The organism is Coleofasciculus chthonoplastes PCC 7420 (genome assembly GCF_000155555.1).
Classification (GTDB): domain Bacteria; phylum Cyanobacteriota; class Cyanobacteriia; order Cyanobacteriales; family Coleofasciculaceae; genus Coleofasciculus; species Coleofasciculus chthonoplastes_A.
Genome location: NZ_DS989868.1, coordinates 52371 through 70266, shown reverse-complemented (window position 1 = coordinate 70266; position 17896 = coordinate 52371). Strand labels below are relative to the sequence as shown.

Below are 17896 nucleotides of genomic sequence, written 5' to 3'. Positions count from 1 at the left end.
CCCAGTTAGGGAAAATAATCAATAGTTATCCCTAAACCCGCCCCTACCTGGATCTAGGCAAATGACAATGACATAAGACGTAGGTTGCTTCTTTTGGGGAAGCGAGTATGACAAATGACAAATGACGAATGACGAATGACCATTAATTACCCTGGCAATTTTCCCTTCAAAATTTCCAGAGCATCCCAACGCCGATCAGTTGGCTTAGTGCTATCATTCTCTTCCATGACAATTCCTGGACAGTTGGCGTCACATAACTGTCGGGGTGGAATTTCTAGACACAATTGCTCATAAAGCCAACTATTGGGATCAAAATACCCTTGGGGATGTAAGGTTTCCACTAACTCCTCCAAGGGCGTTTCTCGTTCCAAGATACCCAGCTCCTGTTGCTCGGCGGCTTCATCTAACCAAACCAGTTCCGACACATCCAGGGTTAACCGATGATTGTACTGCTGCAAACAACGGTTACAGGCTAGGGTAACAATCGTTTCGGCTTGCGCCGATACTTCTAAATAATTCCCTTGATGCTTAACTTGCAAGCCTCCTCGCACAGGCGTTAGCGTTTCTAAATCGGGCAGGAATTCTTTGACCTGAATCACCTCGGTTTGCTCTGGTAATTTAAGCAATCCAGGAATATAAATTACTTCCATGATGCCACTCCTTTGCTGCCAACAAGCCACCCCTACCCCCGATTTTAAACCCTAATCCTTAGTTAAGGACGCAGACGCACCACCAAGCGACGGTTTGGTTCTTGACCCTGACTGTGGGTTTCTAAATCTTCGCATTCCTGGAGCAACGTATGCACTTGACGGCGTTCTGCAGCGGAGAGCGATCGCAGTTCATAATCTTGACCCGTCTCCCGTACTTTCTGCGCCGCCTGATCTGCTAGTATCCGGAGTTCCTCTTGACGCTGTAGACGGTAACCATTGAGTTCAACGGTATACGCCGCCTGATCTGCTAATGGCTTACCGAGGTTAAGCGTTGCATTTGCCAGATACTGTAGCGCATCAAGTACCTTACCATTGACGCCAATCAGGGTTTGAATCTCTGCCTCAGTCAATTGGCTTTGATTAATGGTTAACCAGTAGTTGGCTTTACTATCTTGGTTCTCATCAGTGACTTGCACTGTCGCCGACACATTGGATAAGCGTAGCAACTCTTCTAGCCACTGTTGACCCCGCTGCTGATTACTCATAGCTAACTTGACGCTTTTTTCTTGGAACGTTTCGGTTCAAATGGCAGTGATTCTCGCCCTTCGCCGGACTTGTCCTTTGATTGGGTTTTCTGTTCCGCTTTTTCTTGCTCATCAACCATTTTTTGGATATTGTCCGGTAGGGGTTCTCGCATCAAAATGAAGGATTGCAGCGTCTGAAAAACGTTAGCAATCACCATATACATCAACACCCCGGCGGGTAAGGGGAAGAAGAAGAACATCCCGGAGAATAAAACTGGCGTAATCTTATTCACCGTATTTTGCTGGGATGAACCACTAGGAGCATTTTGACCCGTGAGAACCTGGTTTACATACAAACTCACGCCAAAAAATAGAATCATGCCCACAATATCCAAGTGGATTTCGCCATCATCTCCAAAGGCACCCACTCGCCCTAGGGCATTAATAAATAGGAATCCTCGCTCGGCGGCTAGTCCAGGAATTGTCGCCTTTAGGGTGACGTCACCCGGTTCTAAGGCTTCCAGGGTGCCATCTGTTGTCAAGCGTACCTTGTCTTCCCCTTTGGTGATTTCCCATTTAGGCACAATTTTGGTGTCTGGATATTCCTTCTCCAGGGTGCTTAGGGATTTTCCTTCAACGGATTGAAAGTCAATTGGGGTTTTTTCCCCTACCACTAACCGATTACCACTAGGTAAGACAGCGGCTACGGGTGAGTGAACCCCATCGGCAAAGTAAATATTTTGGGGTTTAGTGGCAAAGGCTTGGGGCTGGATGAACTCCATTTTCTCCCGGGGAAAGATTTGTACATCCACCGTGTAGTTCACATTGGAAAACGGTGATCCCCGCAATGTGGCGAATAGGGCAAACAAGACAGGCATTTGCAGCAGCACAGGGAAACACCCGGCTAGGGGATTCCCAAACTCCTGGAAGAGTTTGCTCATCTCCTCTTGTTGTTTTACCTTGTCATCACCATAGCGTTGCTGAATTTCCTCTTGCCGCTTTTTCATTAAGGGTTGGGTAATTCGCATGCGCCTCATGTTGCGAATGGAGCCTGCGTTCAGGGGATAGAGAGCAAAGCGAATTACCAGGGTCAGTGCCACGATGGCAAGACCGTAGCTAGGCACAATCCCGTAAAAGAAATCCAGGATTGGCAGCATGACGTTGTTGGAAAGAAACCCGATACCAAAATCCATTCGTATAAAGTCAACCTAGGCGCTGTAACGTTTTCTGAATCTAATTTATCGAATATTGGCGGCAATGGGAGGCAATGTCCCGCAATTGCTCTGGGGATTTTCCACGCTTTCACCCTATGGGGGAGACTTTCAGGCGATCGCCGTCTGGGGCAGCCAAAAGAAATCCAATGGAAAAATGTACCCAAAAATACAGAAATTTGGCAGAAATTTCTGCTCAGGTTGGCGCTCCTTCAACTTAGAGTGGTCTGAACGAGGTGAGGAGTTCAATTATTCCCCACACCCGACACCCACGAACATTGCGCCCTTGCTCACCGCCGTTATACTCTAAGCCTTAACGGAATCTAGGGGTTTACCCGTTTTGGCAGAAACTTTTTCACCGATATAATCGTAAATTTCGCGAAACTGAGGCATAGCCCTCAGTTCTAAACGGCTACCATCTTTCAGGATAACCACAATATCTCCCCACAGACCTATACCACGGGGAACTTTCCGCAGTTGAGCAATTTCGGAGTAGATAATATCCGTGCGATCGCGCCCTTGCCATCCCCCTGTCACCGAAATGCGGCGATTTGTCACCCGATAGCGCAACCACAACGCTCGCACAACCGCCCCAATGGTTAAGGGCAGGGCGATAACCGTGAACCCCAACAAAATGTTTATAATCAAATCACCGATATGGGGACCCCCCTCATAATAGGTTTCTTCTTTAATGCCCATTTATTACCTCAGCATCTACCAATAACTGCTCTAATTCTTGCAAAAATTGAGCATAATCGCACTCCAAGGCACTGGGACGCACTCCAACTATGACATGCCAACCGGGTTTTAGTCGCGGCAATAATTGGCGCAAAGCCGCTCGTATCTGACGTTTCAGCCGATTACGGACGACGGCTTTTTTACTGACTTTTTGGCTAACGGAAATACCGATGCGAGTGGGGGGTAGATTTTTAGGATTGAGCTGTAACTTGCCTGAACGGAGACCCTTCTCATGGCTAACCCTAGGCAAATGTAAACCTCGCACTGTTAAATGGCGTCCATAGCGACGAATTCCTTTTTGGTATACTGCCTTAAAATCTCGCCAATGCTTGAGTCGATTCGCCTGGGGCAACAATTGTTATTTGTCCTTGGTCATTCGTCTTATGTCAGTAAAGGGGCGATAGGGCGCATGATTAAGCACCCTACGCGACTCTCAACGCCTAACAGTGAATTTGGCGTCAGTCCTGAACCTTGACAAGATAACACTACACGGCTAAACGATAACGTCCTTTACTGCGGCGGGCTTTAATCACAGCTCGACCGTTTTTGGTTCGCATGCGGGCGCGAAATCCTGATTTGCGTTTTTGCTTGCGGTTACTACCGCCTAATGTACGTTTTGTCATGGTTTATTGTTTATCGCGCTACATCTTTTAAGTTTGGAAAACAGGGAGAAAGCGAAAGTCATTATACTACTTTACCCTGTTTACCAAAGAATCACGATCTACTATCGTAACATTCCAACCGCCTAACTAATCGTCAGAATCCAGGTTCCCATATAACGGGGTAGGGGAACATCACCGGGAGTCCACACTAGGCATTCAAAATAAAAAGTACCGCCAAACCGGGGATTTTTCACATTAGACAACACAATCTCCACCTTCTCCTGGGCTGGAACTGGCTCCTGCATATAAATCTGTAGCTGGTAATTCTCTTTATCCCAATCTACCTCAGCAATGGGTAGTGATTCGCCGTCAACTCTTACCTCAATCCGATCTGTGTCAAATTTTCCGGTGTAATAATCTGGATAACGAACGACAAACTGCTGCACCGCCAATTCCATCTTCTTGCTGGGAATCCTCAGGTAGTATCGATCCCATTGATTGGCTCGACCTCCAAACCCCAAATAATACCTGAGAATATTTTCCCGTTGCACACCGCTAAATATAGTGAGTCCGGGATTACTCTGAGCTAATGTCCGAACGGCTACACCAGTGAATAAACAGCCTGTTAAGGCAACGGCTGAAACGAAGCGTCCTAGAGGAGATTTGCGGATAAACATAAATGGGGAACCTTTCGCTGTAAAAAAAACTAAGATTTTTACTAAACTTTACAGTCTTTGACTGTAACAGATTTTAGTCCTACCGTAGTCGGGCGATGGTACAGACGCTCAAGAGGTGGCAAAAGTGCCTGGGGGAGCTGAGGGAGTTGGGGGAGTTGGGGGAGCTGGGGGAGCTGAGGGAGCTGAGGGAGCTGGGGGAGCTGGGGGAGCTGAGGGAGCTGGGGGAGCTGGACTTAGACAGAAGGGAGTGTGACCTGCTTGACTCTCTGCTTTGACTCAGCTAAAGTGTCTGGCAGCTTCTAGTCACCCTTGAGTTCGCCATATCTGTAGTTAAATATACACAAATTTTGAAAAAAGCTGCTCATACTTCTGATTATTCCGCTTTACTACACCTAGATGAATGTTGATTAATTCGACAATCTGACTCGTTATCGATCACCATTTTTTGGGTCACGCTCGTAATTGAATAGTTTAGGCTGATGAAGACAGAAAGATGGGTTTACGGTTTTGTATCAAAAACGCCTCCTTATGTTATAGGCATTATAGGCACGATAGCTAAATTAATTGATCAAGATTAATTGATCAAGTCGGTAATAGTTGTTCATCACCATCCTAGTGCAGCTTGGCAAAAATACTTGAGCAGCTTCGTAGATACGATGAAGCAGGGGGAGCAGAGGGAGCAGGGGAAGCGGGGGGAGATATTAGCTGTTCAGTTATTTCTGCCTTCTTGCACTAGGTATAGATGGCAGCCGTCAAAAGAGGTTGACTTTCAGGAAAATTCCATTGGCTAGTTCGGATGAAAGCTTGATCAAACGTAGTACAGATAAAACAACTCCACTGAATCGTTCTCAAGACAGACAAATTTTCTCAGGCAAAGATAGCCTGGATCGCGTTAATGCAAAAGGAAGGCACAAGGGCTATCATGACATAAAAATACGACCTTCGTCTGTATGGCATTAGCCTAACGACCAAGTCATAGTTTTTTCGGTTAGTCTATAAGGAGTTTTCATGAAAATAGCACTGGTTAAAGAAATTGAAGTGGGCGAAAATCGGGTCGCCCTGATTCCGGATACTGTTGCCCGTTTGGTCAAACAGGGCTTAGAGATTTGGGTGGAAAATGGTGCGGGAGAGGCATCGTTTTTTAGCGATCGCGCTTATGAGGAGGCGGGAGCTACCCTAGTCTCAGATCCAGGTAAACTCTGGGCTGAAGCTGATGTGCTCGTAAAAGTGGGCATCCCCAAAGATGATGAAATCAACCAGATGCGGGAAGGCTCAACATTAATTAGCTTCCTGAGTCCCCTAGGTAAGCCAGAGGTTGCCCAGAAACTGGCAAATCGTAAGGTGACTGCCTTCAGTATGGAGTTGATTCCCCGTACCAGTCGCGCCCAGAGTATGGATGCGCTGTCTTCCCAAGCTGGGGTAGCCGGGTACAAAGCGGTACTGATTGCCGCCGCCGCGTTACCGAAATTCTTCCCCATGTTAACCACAGCAGCGGGAACGATCAAACCCTCAAAAGTGTTTATCCTGGGTGCAGGCGTCGCTGGACTGCAAGCGATCGCGACTGCTCGACGCCTAGGTGCGATGGTCGAAGCCTTTGATATTCGTCCGGCGGTGAAGGAAGAAGTGGAAAGCCTGGGAGCTAAGTTTGTCGAGGTCGATCTCCAAGAAGATACTGTGGCTGAAGGTGGGTATGCTAAAGAAATCTCTGAGGCGGCGAAGCAGCGCACTCAAGAGGTGATCGCTGAACGGGTTAAGCAAGCGGATGTAGTGATTACCACCGCCCAAGTTCCGGGCAAAACAGCCCCCTTACTGGTGACGGAGGAGATGGTTGAGCAAATGAGTCCGGGTTCAGTGATCGTGGATCTCGCCGCTGAACAAGGTGGAAACTGTGCCGTTACTGAAGCGGGGAAAGATATTGTCCGTCATGGCGTCACCGTTATTGGTCCAATTAATGTTCCCGCGTCCATGCCCACCCACGCCAGCCAGATGTACGCCAAGAATATCTCAACGTTATTACAGTACCTGGTCAAAGAAGGACAGTTACACCTCGATTTTGAGGATGATATTGTAGACAACACCTGTATTACCCATGCTGGCGAAATTCGCAATCAGCGGGTGAAAGATGCCCTCTCTCAAATGAGTACAACCGTCTAAGAGGATCTGGGGTTGTAGAGACTCCTCCGGTGAAACGTCTGGCGGGTCTAGTTGTTTGTGCCATACTGCCAAACAAGTCAGGTTGAAGGGTTTGTCCCTATCTCACCACCCTGTAACCTCTTGGAAGATACGCGAGTACCATGAACCGCGAAAAAGGAGAAAAAGATGACTACCACATTCATTGCCAGTTTATTTGTCTTTGTCTTAGCCGCCTTTGTTGGTTTTGAAGTGATCAACAAAGTGCCACCCACCCTGCATACTCCCTTGATGTCTGGGGCAAATGCCATTTCCGGGATTGCCGTCATCGGTGCATTGCTTATCTCCGGATCGAAGGAATGGAATGTCACCGTCATTTTGGGTTTAGTGGCTGTCGTGCTAGCCACGGTTAACGTGGTGGGCGGTTTCCTGGTTACGGATCGCATGTTGCAAATGTTTAAGAAATAAGAGAGGTGAGCGCATGACCGACTTTCTACCAACTGGGATTGAACTGACGTATTTAGTCGCAACCGGATTATTTATCTTTGGGCTGAAAAAGCTGGGATCACCAGCGACAGCACGCCAAGGAAATGTGTGGGCTTCAGTCGGGATGCTGCTAGCTGTGGTGGCAACTCTGCTGAACCAACAGGTCTTAAATTATCAAATGATTTTGGTGGGGATCGCCATCGGTGCTGTCATTGGTGTGACGGCAGCCTATAAAGTGGCGATGACTGCCATGCCTCAGATGGTAGGCTTGCTGAATGGGTTGGGTGGTGCCGCCTCAGCGTTAGTCGCGATCGGGGAATTTTGGCGCTTGCTGAACGCGGGTCAAGGTGTACCCTTAGGGTCTACGATTACCGTGATTCTGGGTGTGCTAATTGGTGGCGTCACCCTCACCGGGAGTTTTGTAGCATTTGGTAAGTTACAGGGGTTGATTACGGGTAAACCCGTAAAGTTTCCCTTGCAGCAAGTATTTAATGCCTTACTCCTGATTAGCTTTTTAGTCTGTAGTGGTTACCTATTAGTCACACCGGACAATACAACCATCTTTCTGGCGATGGTGGGTATCTCCTCAGTGTTAGGGATTTTCTTTGTCCTACCCATTGGCGGCGGCGATATGCCTGTGGTGATCTCACTGCTGAACTCGTTTTCCGGGTTAGCGGCGAGCGCGGCGGGTTTTGTCGTGATGAACGATATGCTGATTGTGGCTGGGGCGTTAGTTGGGGCTTCCGGTTTAATCCTGACCAACATTATGTGTAAGGCGATGAACCGTTCCTTACCCAACGTGCTATTTAGTGCCTTTGGTAGCGGTGAAGTCAAAGGCGGTGCTGGTGATGCCGGTGGCGTCGGTGACAAAGTTGTCCATAGTATTGATGCCGAAGAAGGGGCAATGATGTTGGGCTATGCCCGCTCCGTGGTCGTTGTTCCAGGGTATGGGATGGCAGTGGCTCAGGCACAACATACAGTGCGCGAATTAGCCGATCAGCTTGAAAAACTGGGCGTTGAGGTCAAATACGCCATTCACCCAGTTGCGGGTCGGATGCCGGGACACATGAACGTACTTTTAGCCGAAGCGAATGTCTCTTATGACTATCTCTACGACATGGATGACATCAATCCTCAGTTTGATAATACGGATGTTGCCCTTGTCATTGGTGCCAATGATGTGGTAAATCCAGCCGCTCGCAGCAATAGCAGTAGTCCGATTTATGGGATGCCGATTCTCGATGTCGATAAAGCAAAACATGCGATCGTGATTAAGCGAAGCATGAATGCGGGCTTTGCTGGGATTGAAAATGAGCTGTTCTACGGCGATAAGACGATGATGTTGTTTGGTAGCGCTAAGGATGTTGTGGCGCAGCTTGTGGCTGAGGTGAAGCAGCTTTAACCGACAATTACAGCTCTTTGCGCTGTAATAAAGTACAGTAGATCAAAGTCCCCCTATTTGATCCCCCTTCCGTCCCCCTTAAAAAGGGGGAAACCAGATGTTGCTTCGCTTTTTGTTCCATGGGGGAAGCCAGCGGATGCTTCGCTTTTTTTGCTTATGGGATTTAGGGGGATCGACAATGTACCGCATAGCAGAGCAAACTGCTGTATCGTTTTTGACCACCCGAATCTGACTAAACCCGCCCCCACAATTGAATCAGGGCGGGTTTTGTTGAACGGTTATCAATGACTAGCGGAATTTAGTCCCTAAACCCGCCCCTACAGAACATTCAATCCTATCCAGAAATGTCGGTAGGATAATCCGTGTGAACTGCTTCTAGCTTCATCACAATTTTCGGCTTAAGTTTCTCCAGCTCTTGCTTGAGAATTCTTTTACTGAGCTGAGGCTGAGTGCTGGGCATAGCTGCATGGCTGGCATTTGCCCAATCCAGGAGTAGTTTTCGCTGAGTTGAGGCAATGGTGGCGGTCATCACGTTGGCGCAGCGTTGGGGTTCAGTCAGGGCAAAGAATAAAATCCGATAGTTTCCTGATTCTCCTAAAATTCGGATCACTTTTTGACCCATGGCTGTTTTCAGATCCAAATAACAGGTTAGCCAACGAGCGCCATGTTGCCGATTGTGTAGGGCTGTAATCCATAACACCATGGGATGGGGAGACATCAGAAATAGGAATTGGTTATAGCGGGTGCTAATTCGGCGGTTTTCAATATCGTCCTTGGTCAGCATCACCCAAAGGGTGGCTAATAGTTCCTGACTGGTACCCATAAACGAGTGGGTTTGCTCGCTGTTGGATTGGATCAGCTTGGCAATGCCAAAGTCAAGAATTTTAACCAGTTCCCCGAAGGAGGCGTCTTGTACCACGAGAATATTACTGGGTTTAATATCTCGGTGGATAATTGGGCTTTGTTCCCCTTCGATCACGATTCCCTTATGAGCGCATTGCAGCCCTAAACTAATCTGACGGCTAATATTGAGAAAGCGAGGTAAGGGGAGGGATTGCTCGCGAATGATTTCACTTAAGCTATTGCCTTCGAGGAACTCCATGACGTAAAACGAAATATCATTCTCATCCACGCCATAGTCCCGGACGCGCACGATATGATTACTTTTTTCCCCAAGTAGCGCACAGATTGTTGCTTCTCGCTCAAAGCGATCGCGCATTTTTTGGTTGAGCAAGGTTTGGGATATGAATTTGACAGCGACAATCACGCCGCCAAGTAACATATCTTTAGCTTTATAAACTTGACCCATAGCGCCCTGACCGATCAACCCAACGAGTTGATAGCGGTTGGCGAGTATGCGACCATGATTAGGGTCTTTTGTCATGATTGGTTTAGTGAGAGCTTGGAGCAGTTGTGAACGATACCTATTTACCAGTTTGACCCAAGCGCAATTCGGCAAGTAGCATTCTCAAGAACTAGACCCAATAACTCACTCGGTTACTCGTTCCATTGTGCCATTGTGACCAGCTAGAGTTCATCACTTTATTGAGCGCTCAACTGGAGCTACACTTGTGGTAAACCGAAATCTATTAACTTAATAAGTTTCATAAGTCAAGGATTACATAGAATTTATCAGTCCATCCCAGACTATATCTTGCTACGCTAACACACCAAAAGCAGGTAAAACGTCACAGATTTTTAGGACGGTCAAATCCCAGTGAGTGATTTCATCAAAATACCTCCGATGTAGGAAACTCCGTGTCTTTCAACCGGAGAGGCATACAAGAAGGGTTGCTAACCAAACTGGAGGCTCGAAGCCTGATTACTTCAGTGCGGGGTGCTGACCGTTGATACTTCACACTTTATACTTCTGATTATAAGCTTGTGCTATCCAGGCTGTCGTTCTAGCGTTGCTTCCATTGTGCTGGTCAGATAATGACCCGCCATGATGCTACTGGAGAGGTAGTAGGTATTATCATCCAGTTGGTGTCGGGTTTCAAAACCACTACGTCTTTGGCGATCGCTTAAAACCCAATAGCGTTGCACAATTGATTCTGGAGTGATCCAACCTTCGCCCTCAACACGACCCAAAACACTATGCTGTAAGACGAAGGTGTACTGCCGTTCTCCGGCATCAAGACGCCCCCGATATTGGAAAGAAATATCCTCGCGCTCATCGTCGGGAAAAACCAGCTTGGTTACCATCGTAAACCAGTTTTCTCGACCCCAGGCAACAATTGTTTTCCCTCTCACGCTGAGAAGCGATCCATTGCGCTCCAGCCAATTTCCCTGGAGTGTCCAGCGTCCTGCCTCCATTAAAAAGGTGTGAGCCACAGCGTTACCCTTTGCCTCTAATCGAATAGTGCTGGTTGAATTTGTCCTTAACTATGGCGCAATGCCTGACCAAGCAGATTGCCAAAATGGTAGTCATTAGGATAAAAAAATAGGCAATTGTGTTCAGTATTCAGTGTAGTCCCAAGTGGACAAGAAATGCTTGATTCTGAGTTAATTATTTAGCATGGCGCAATATTACCCAAAAGTACCGCTTGCTTCGCGCCCGTAACGGGTGGGAGATTCCCGCAAATGCCCAAGTCTCGCCAATAGGCTAAAACGGCAAAGGCGATCGCTTCTTTGAAATCACCACTCACCCCAGCCTGATCCGTTTTTTGTATATCCACCGACTGTAACCGACTTTGTAAGCGCTCTTTTAGGTAGAGATTGCGACTACCCCCACCACACAGGAATATCTGATCAGGCATCTTTGGTAAAAAGTGACGATAGCTGTCCTCTATAGAGGCGACGGTGAGTTCGGTTAGGGTTGCCAATAGATCAGCCGGACTCAGAGAATAGGCTTGACTCTTGGCAATACATTGGTGTAAATAATCCCAGCCGAATAATTCTCGCCCTGTGGATTTAGGCGGGGGTTGCTGGAAAAAGTCGTGGCTTAACCATTGGTTGAGCAGGGGTTGACAAACCGTCCCCTGTCGTGCCCAGTTTCCGTCTTGGTCATAAGATTGACTCCCCTGGGTAAAATGCTGTACCGCTAAATCCAACAGCGTATTTCCTGGTCCTGTATCCCAACCACTGACCAAATCTAACCAATTTCCTTGACAGGGAGGGAGGTAAGTAACATTACCAATTCCGCCGATATTTTGGATACATCGGTGCTGAGTCGGGGAGGAGAGCAAACAAGCATCAATTTTGGAGACTAAGGGCGCTCCTTGACCCCCAACCGTAATATCAGCGACACGGAAATTACTGACCGTTTTAATCCCTGTGGCGTGAGCAATAACCTCTCCCCGTCCTAATTGAAGACTATAGCCTAAAGGGGTGTTTGTAGAGACGTGCCATGGCGCGTCTAGGTGCAGGGGAGCAGGTGGACGAGGAGCAGGGGGACGATGGTAAACGGTTTGACCGTGGGAACCGATCAGCGTAGCGGCGGGTGGGTGGTGTTTTTGGATGGCTTGGGCGGCTTGAGCAAATTGTCGCGCGATCGCATCATCTAATAAAGCGAATTCTGCCATCGATATAGAACCACCAGCACAGAGATTAAGGATTTGCGATCGCAGTTTTTCGGGGTAGGGATACGTCGCTCCCGCCAATAACTCCACTGTTAAATCGGATTCGGAACCAGCAATCTCCACGAAAGCTGCATCAATTCCATCAACTGATGTACCACTGATTAATCCAACGACGCGAGTCATAGTTTTTGCTGGGGAAGATGGGGAAGCTGGGGAAGCTGGGGGGGTTAACTCAAAACTTTAAGCTGTTCGGCATTTAAACCTTAATTGCACTTATGTTCACCTAGCTTATGCCGTTATAGATTCTACCAAGATTTGGCATTTTCTCGAAAAAAAACCTCAGCCGTGAGGCTGAAGTCTATAACCAGGGTGCATCTACCGTTTTTTCCTACAGCATGGACTTGATCCGATCAGGAAAAATCTTCCGTTTGGCAAACTAATTTCCATATCGCCTCACCAACGCTACCGGAGGTAAAAAATTGTAACGGTTCATCGTTACTCAACTGGGTACGAGTGATCAATTCACCTTGAACATTGAAGCGAGCGATCGCGACAGGACGCCAAGCCCGCAGTGGACAAATCATCGCACTGTAAGTCTTTCGCGCTAATAGTCCTTGTTCATCCGGTTCTGGAAAGACAGACATCTGCCAGAACCAGACCGTATTATGGCGACGTTCGACAAATTCTGGGTCAACGTAGTAGTCAATATCATTGTGATCACGGGCAACAAATACCCACTGATCAGCCGCCGCAGGTAAAGTGGTGAAGAAGGTGGTGATGCTAGCTAGAATTAGACGTCTGAGCCTCATCAAGCCTCCTCACTCATCGCGATCGCACCCTAACTCTTGCAGTCGTTTCTTGTCTTCTACCCGTACCTGGGTATCATCACTACCACTGGCGATTAGGATATGTCTGTTTAAAACATTGATATCAACACTATTGAATTTTCTGTTGTCAAATGACTTATCCACTTCGATACCCTCTAAATATTGTTCTGCTCGTTTCCCCTGAGTCGTGAGGGGCCAAAGCATCGTTCGTCCATCATCACCGCCACTGGCTAAGTAACAACCCCCGTTACTCAAAGCCACAGATCGTACAGGTAGACTACCATGACCATTTTGCCATTGGTCAATAATTTCACAAGACGCTTGACCCTCTACCAAGCAGGATTCCATATTCCACAAGGTAATATAACCCTGATTGTCAGCCGTTGCCATGAGATAGGGTTTCATATTCGCAACATCGATACTGAAAATATAGTCATCTTGACCTCCTGGACGATACTGACCATCTTGACGATACTGCACGGGAACGGTCACATTCTCTGATTGGGACAAATTCCAAATAACCAATTGGTTAAACCGTCCAGCAACAGCTAAATTTTGATTGCCGAGTCCCACAAATTTTAGGGCATAAACCGCAAAATCAGATTGTCCCCTCAACAGAGGTTCCTGACTGCTATTTCCGCCAGTTATCGTATCCGCTAAACTTTGTTGAATATCCCACCCTAAGATCAAGCCACTGCCGTGACCACTAAAAAGATACCGTGAATCATCTGTAAACTCTAACGCCAAAACTCGATCATCCTTTTCTTGGGAAAAAGACATCATTAATTTGGGCGTTTCTGCCAATAAATTTAACAGTTGAATCTCACCATTTTCTAACCCAGCAGCCACCACGTTATTATCGACTGGTTTATAACGAATCACCCGCACGGCTTTCCCTGTCTTGGCAATTTTCTCGACTTCTGGATTCGCAAAGTAATTAAAAAAGCCATCAACTCGCCATTTAATTAAGGATTGATCATTAGACCCACTGACCACATTCTGGCTCATGCCATTAAATTGCACAGAATTGACAGCATCGTGGTGTCCAAAAAACTTATTATCGGGATTGAGCCAAGATAGCCACCAGATAAAATATAAAAGCAGGAGTCCACCACCTAGGAGTAACCAAGTTGGAATAATCGGATAAACATCCAGTTTCAAAAATTGACTCGTGGGATTAGTATTTCCTAAACGCTGATCCGATAATGTCGCCATGGCTTCTAAAGAAAGTTCCTTTTTTCGACCCCATAAATGGCGTCTGGCTTGAACTCTAAGCGGCGCTTGAGCCGTTTGACCCGGATTCAATTCAGCGGGTTTATCCGGTAATTCTAAAGTACAGTCCTCTTTGTCTTCACCCTGAATAGTAACAGTAACCTGTTGCTGAAGATTGCTATGATTCTCAAATTCCAAGGTGTAGGGAACCGGGGAATTCCGCCAGTTGGGTATCCAAGTGCGTTGGGCGGGAATTTGCTGCTGTTTGGGAGTGGCGCTAAACTCCACCAACCCCATAGGTAAAACTTCTAGCGTACCTTCCACTTGGGTGGGAGAACCATGGCGATGAGTCGCCGCGATCGCAAAGGGATAAATCCGGCTGGGGGCTTGGGGAATGTCAGGAATTTGGCAAATAAATGTTTCAGTGACTTGTCCGTTTGGAGGTAGATATAACTGGCGTTCAGTTCCATCAACAATCCAGGTTGGATCTAAGCCCGAAAGTTTCAACGTAACATGGGTTTCCAGTTGACTGGGATTATAAACTCGTACTGGAATTTCATCTTCATTTGCCGGATATTCTTGAAACTCCCGCACAGGCAAATCCAATTTTAACGGAATTGAACCCGTACCCTGTTCTAGAATCAACCGCAGCACTTCTCGGTCTTCATCCGGGAGTTCCATGGAGAAGACACGCACGGTTAGGTTCATCAATCCGACAAACCCGGGTACAGGATTATCGACAATCGCCACCTGAAAATGGGTAACGTCACCTGGAGGCTTTTTGGTACTCACTTCTGGGGAGATCTTGTACCAATCTGGAAGCCGATCAGCATCAACTCCAGCCGCCGTCACTTCCACCTGGAAACTGGCAAAGCGATCGCTATCATTAACGACCTTAACTTCAAATGAAGCGGGTAGACCTCCAGGCTTAAATCGAAGTTGTTTTGGGGCAACCGTTGTATCAATTAAATTATCTACCATTTATTTTTTCCCTTACGTCCTAAACTCCCCCAGTTTCTCTGTTCCTTGACACATTACAAATGACGAATAACTAACACTCTACATTAACCTATCAAATAGCTCATCTCGACGCGATGGTGCTGACGGGTTTGATGGATTGGAGGGGTGGGAAGGGGATGACGCCATCACCGTTGGTGGTGGCTGCTGTCCACGGGTTAGTTGTCGGCGACGCCAAGCTAAATGCAAAATGTTAATCCCTAATTCCTGGGCTGTACGCATTACTTCACGGGGAATCAGTCGTTTTTCATTAATTCCCCAAGCCTCCGATAAGTTACCGATCGCGACAATAATCCCCCCACCACTTAAGAGTTGAATCGGTTTTCTATTGATACGAGGTGTCGTGGCAAAAAGAAAGGGTTGAGTCCGCAGTAAGTCGTGACGGTCTAATTTTTCCAGTGGCGTTAATCGGATGCCTAGACTTTGGGCAAATTCTTGGAATCGACCTGCAATTGAATTCTTGCGTCTGGCTAACTCTGTAGCAATCATCTCTCGTTCACTGACAATATCTTGTCGGCATTGCTGTAATCTGGTATCTGTATCAATAGTGGGATTATTATCAAGTTGAGTTAATGACTGTTCGAGTTCTTGGTAAACGTTGCTCAGGTCTTTAATCGCATTGCCTTGCAGCCAATGTTTTAATCCTGCCGACGCTTCGACTAAAACTGTACCTCCTGCCTGTAAATACTTTCGCAGCACCTCAAATTCAGAGTCTCCTAATACCTGAACTTGGCGATCTGTCATGAAAAATAAATCATACTCTAAGATAGCTTGTAGTTCTGCTGATTGTAAACTAAATTGTCCGATTTCATCACTCCCCTGCAAGGCTGGATAAAGTCCAGGGGTTGATTGGAGAAGATAGGAAAGATTCGATAAAATACCATCTTGTTCAGAGTTATCCACAGCTAACCCTTTGTACATAGCAACGTGAACGATAGCCAGAGGTCGAGCTTGGGGTTGAAGACGGTAGCGCAAGTCCAACTGGTTATAGCTAGGGGAGAAACTATTGACGGGCGCTTCCAGTTTAACGAGTCCTGTTTTGAGAAGAATCCGACAGAGTTCAACATCCCCTTCTGTGGGTGGATTTGCCTTTTCATCAATCCGAAATGTTTCGACGATGCGATCGGTAACTCTACGGGTGCGTAATTCGGCGGGATCTCTAAATTTAACTACCAAATACACCATCAAGGGTTCTTCTGAAGTCGCTTCTGAAGAAATCCGATAGGACATGGGTTCTGGCACTACGATAAAATTGCCAAATAAATCAATAGCAAGTCCCGGTTGAATTTCGACCCAACGTTCATCTCGGTATTTCGCCACAACATCAGCGGGGGCGGGAACAACATGTACCCCCAATCCGAAGACTATTCCGGGCTGATGTAGAGATTGGTAAAAGGTACTATGATACTGGCGGTGATAGTGGTGAGCTAACTGCCAACGTTGGGCATCAATTAGTAAGCCGTCTGTGACATGGAGACGTTCAAATTGTTGGAGAGATGGGGGAGGGAAATGGTTAGTCATTGGTTATTTGTTATTTGTCATTCGTCATTCGTCATTCGTCATACTCGCTTCCCTTGAGAAGCAAGCTACGTCCTTCGTCATTCAATATAGAGTTCATAAGTACAAAAAGCGGGTTTTTCTTGGCGGATAATTTGATGCACTAATAATTCGTCAATTTTAGTTGGGGGTTCAGGGCGCAGTCGGACAATGAAATGATACGGTTGTCCGCCACCAATCAGGGAGTCTTGATTTAGGCGGGTGTTCCCCATCATAAATCCTTGACCAAACACTTCTTGAATACAAATATGCTTTTGATGTTCAGGAAGATGGTCATCCAAGGGTAAGTCCGTAAATAGATGCAGGTAAAATCGTAATCCCCGGCGCGTCCCTCGCCAGCGATAAATCTCCATCGCCTGACGAATCAGATAGCGCTGTCGCTGTAGGCTTAAAGCGGGGTTGAGTTGCCAACCTACCCAATGTGCCAGAAAGGGTAGAAGGGTTTCTGGTGTCATTAAGGGGTCGAGATACGCCCATAAAGCCTCCAGGGATTGTAAGGTAGGTTCAAAGGCTTGCTCGAAAATTTTCAGAAAGCGACCGATAAAATCGACTTCTTGATAAATTTCGGGTACAAAGTTTAGATATAAGCTACGAGGGCGAACATAGAGATTAAAGCTCGCCGATTCAACATATTTGCTCCCCGTTCCCGATTGGCTGGAATAGACATAAATCTGACCGCGATAATCGAGACGGTGAGAGGGTTTAGCGTCCCAATCCTGATTAGACTCAAAGAAATCGGCTGGCATATAAAAGCGAATCACCGCTTCCATGCGCCCACCAGCAAGAAGTTCTCGCCCTTCTATACCCAAACGATACCATTGGGAGGGAAAATCTCCCTGGATTTGAATATCTAAGTGTAAGGTTTGGTTGCTGAGGTTTTCCAGTTCCAGCAGCAGTTCACTCGGTTCTCCTGGATAGAGAGTGAGGTAGCAACCACGACGTTCTGTATCCCGCGAGGCTTGGTTGAGTAAAGGTGCGGCTGACTCGCTTGACCCCGCAATCGGCTGAGGGGTAACCTCTGGCAACTGCATGGAGGTTAGTTGTAGGCGTAAGGGTAGTGTATCGCGAGCTTGTGTCATACTAAATCCAGGTTAACTCCCCCTTTTTTGGTAAGTGGAGAGGGCGGGTTTTGTTTTTCCGTTATTGGTGGAGAGGGCGGGTTTTGTTTTTCCGTTATTGGTGGAGAGGGCGGGTTTTGTTTTTCCGTTATTGGTGGAGAGGGCGGGTTTTGTTTTTCCGTTATTGGTGGAGAGGGCGGGTTTTGTTTTTCCGTTATTGGTGGAGAGGGCGGGTTTTGTTTTTCCGTTATTGGTGGATAGCTGTCTTTAGTCCCTAAACCCGC

19 protein-coding genes and 1 pseudogene are annotated in these 17896 nt (G+C 47.1%); 5 read left to right on the top strand and 15 right to left on the bottom strand.

Translation table 11 applies throughout. The annotated features are described in order from the left end of the window. Positions 1-146: 146 nt before the first annotated feature. The 3 genes from MC7420_RS29000 to yidC all read right to left on the bottom strand — a co-directional run bounded on the left by MC7420_RS29000 (position 147) and on the right by yidC (position 2367). A complete protein-coding gene (locus tag MC7420_RS29000) occupies positions 147-650 on the bottom strand; it encodes a YceD family protein (RefSeq protein ID WP_006105175.1) in 504 nt (167 codons plus the stop codon). A gap of 62 nt (positions 651-712) precedes the next feature. Next, complete coding sequence (locus MC7420_RS28995) at positions 713-1195, bottom strand: Jag family protein (RefSeq protein ID WP_006105068.1); 483 nt, start codon at positions 1193-1195, stop codon at positions 713-715. Between the two features lie 2 nt (positions 1196-1197). Beyond that, positions 1198-2367, bottom strand: a complete 1170-nt coding sequence (yidC, locus tag MC7420_RS28990) for a membrane protein insertase YidC (protein WP_044210398.1) — start codon at positions 2365-2367, stop codon at positions 1198-1200. 64 nt (positions 2368-2431) lie between these two features. Here yidC and MC7420_RS43015 point away from each other — a divergent pair, with 64 nt between their 5' ends. Then, entirely contained in the window at positions 2432-2695 is a 264-nt protein-coding gene (locus MC7420_RS43015; protein ID WP_044210394.1) for a hypothetical protein, read from the top strand. On the opposite strand, the gene MC7420_RS28980 is transcribed toward MC7420_RS43015, so the two are convergent. From MC7420_RS28980 to MC7420_RS28965, 4 genes are all read right to left on the bottom strand, one after another. Then, entirely contained in the window at positions 2692-3084 is a 393-nt protein-coding gene (locus MC7420_RS28980) for a PH domain-containing protein (protein ID WP_044210391.1), read from the bottom strand. The two genes, MC7420_RS43015 and MC7420_RS28980, sit on opposite strands and share 4 nt — an antisense overlap. Next, on the bottom strand, positions 3074-3478 hold the full coding sequence (gene rnpA / locus MC7420_RS28975; protein WP_006105043.1) for a ribonuclease P protein component: 405 nt from the start codon (positions 3476-3478) through the stop codon (positions 3074-3076). Before rnpA ends, MC7420_RS28980 begins: the two co-directional genes overlap by 11 nt. Positions 3479-3608: 130 nt before the next feature. Continuing rightward, on the bottom strand, positions 3609-3746 hold the full coding sequence (rpmH, locus tag MC7420_RS28970) for a 50S ribosomal protein L34 (RefSeq protein ID WP_006105140.1): 138 nt from the start codon (positions 3744-3746) through the stop codon (positions 3609-3611). A gap of 122 nt (positions 3747-3868) precedes the next feature. Next, positions 3869-4402 carry a DUF2808 domain-containing protein gene (locus tag MC7420_RS28965; protein ID WP_006105079.1) on the bottom strand — a complete coding sequence of 178 codons (534 nt, stop codon included), beginning with the start codon at positions 4400-4402 and terminating at the stop codon, positions 3869-3871. 95 nt (positions 4403-4497) lie between these two features. On the opposite strand from MC7420_RS28965, the gene MC7420_RS41935 reads away from it, so the two are divergent. The 4 genes from MC7420_RS41935 to MC7420_RS28945 all read left to right on the top strand — a co-directional run bounded on the left by MC7420_RS41935 (position 4498) and on the right by MC7420_RS28945 (position 8420). Beyond that, positions 4498-4677 carry a hypothetical protein gene (locus tag MC7420_RS41935; protein WP_044210388.1) on the top strand — a complete coding sequence of 60 codons (180 nt, stop codon included), beginning with the start codon at positions 4498-4500 and terminating at the stop codon, positions 4675-4677. 733 nt (positions 4678-5410) lie between these two features. Beyond that, positions 5411-6556 (top strand): Re/Si-specific NAD(P)(+) transhydrogenase subunit alpha, encoded by a 1146-nt coding sequence (locus tag MC7420_RS28955; protein WP_006105100.1) that lies wholly within the window; start codon positions 5411-5413, stop codon positions 6554-6556. A gap of 165 nt (positions 6557-6721) precedes the next feature. After that, positions 6722-7000: an NAD(P) transhydrogenase subunit alpha gene (locus MC7420_RS28950; RefSeq protein WP_006105018.1), complete on the top strand. Its 279-nt coding sequence runs from the start codon at positions 6722-6724 to the stop codon at positions 6998-7000. Positions 7001-7013: 13 nt separating this feature from the next. Then, positions 7014-8420, top strand: coding sequence for an NAD(P)(+) transhydrogenase (Re/Si-specific) subunit beta (locus tag MC7420_RS28945; protein WP_006105129.1), 1407 nt, complete (start codon positions 7014-7016; stop codon positions 8418-8420). 334 nt (positions 8421-8754) lie between these two features. Here MC7420_RS28945 and MC7420_RS28940 read toward each other — a convergent pair whose 3' ends face one another. The 8 genes and pseudogenes from MC7420_RS28940 to MC7420_RS43010 all read right to left on the bottom strand — a co-directional run. Next, a complete protein-coding gene (locus MC7420_RS28940; protein ID WP_044210441.1) occupies positions 8755-9804 on the bottom strand; it encodes a serine/threonine-protein kinase in 1050 nt (349 codons plus the stop codon). Between the two features lie 503 nt (positions 9805-10307). Next, positions 10308-10754 (bottom strand): hypothetical protein, encoded by a 447-nt coding sequence (locus MC7420_RS28935; protein ID WP_044210386.1) that lies wholly within the window; start codon positions 10752-10754, stop codon positions 10308-10310. A 179-nt stretch (positions 10755-10933) separates the two neighbouring features. Continuing rightward, entirely contained in the window at positions 10934-12124 is a 1191-nt protein-coding gene (locus MC7420_RS28930; RefSeq protein WP_006105020.1) for an anhydro-N-acetylmuramic acid kinase, read from the bottom strand. A 227-nt stretch (positions 12125-12351) separates the two neighbouring features. After that, complete coding sequence (locus MC7420_RS28925) at positions 12352-12750, bottom strand: surface-adhesin E family protein (protein ID WP_006105166.1); 399 nt, start codon at positions 12748-12750, stop codon at positions 12352-12354. A gap of 9 nt (positions 12751-12759) precedes the next feature. Next, the gene (locus tag MC7420_RS28920; RefSeq protein WP_006105097.1) at positions 12760-14961 is read right to left on the bottom strand and encodes a WD40 repeat domain-containing protein; all 2202 of its coding nucleotides are present in this window, start codon (positions 14959-14961) and stop codon (positions 12760-12762) included. 78 nt (positions 14962-15039) lie between these two features. Beyond that, positions 15040-16518, bottom strand: a complete 1479-nt coding sequence (locus MC7420_RS28915) for a DUF4159 domain-containing protein (RefSeq protein ID WP_006105089.1) — start codon at positions 16516-16518, stop codon at positions 15040-15042. Between the two features lie 77 nt (positions 16519-16595). Beyond that, on the bottom strand, positions 16596-17633 hold the full coding sequence (locus tag MC7420_RS28910) for a phage tail protein (RefSeq protein ID WP_044210383.1): 1038 nt from the start codon (positions 17631-17633) through the stop codon (positions 16596-16598). Beyond that, a pseudogene (locus tag MC7420_RS43010) lies at positions 17630-17896 on the bottom strand (hypothetical protein); the annotation flags it as partial. The pseudogene MC7420_RS43010 and the gene MC7420_RS28910, both read right to left, overlap by 4 nt.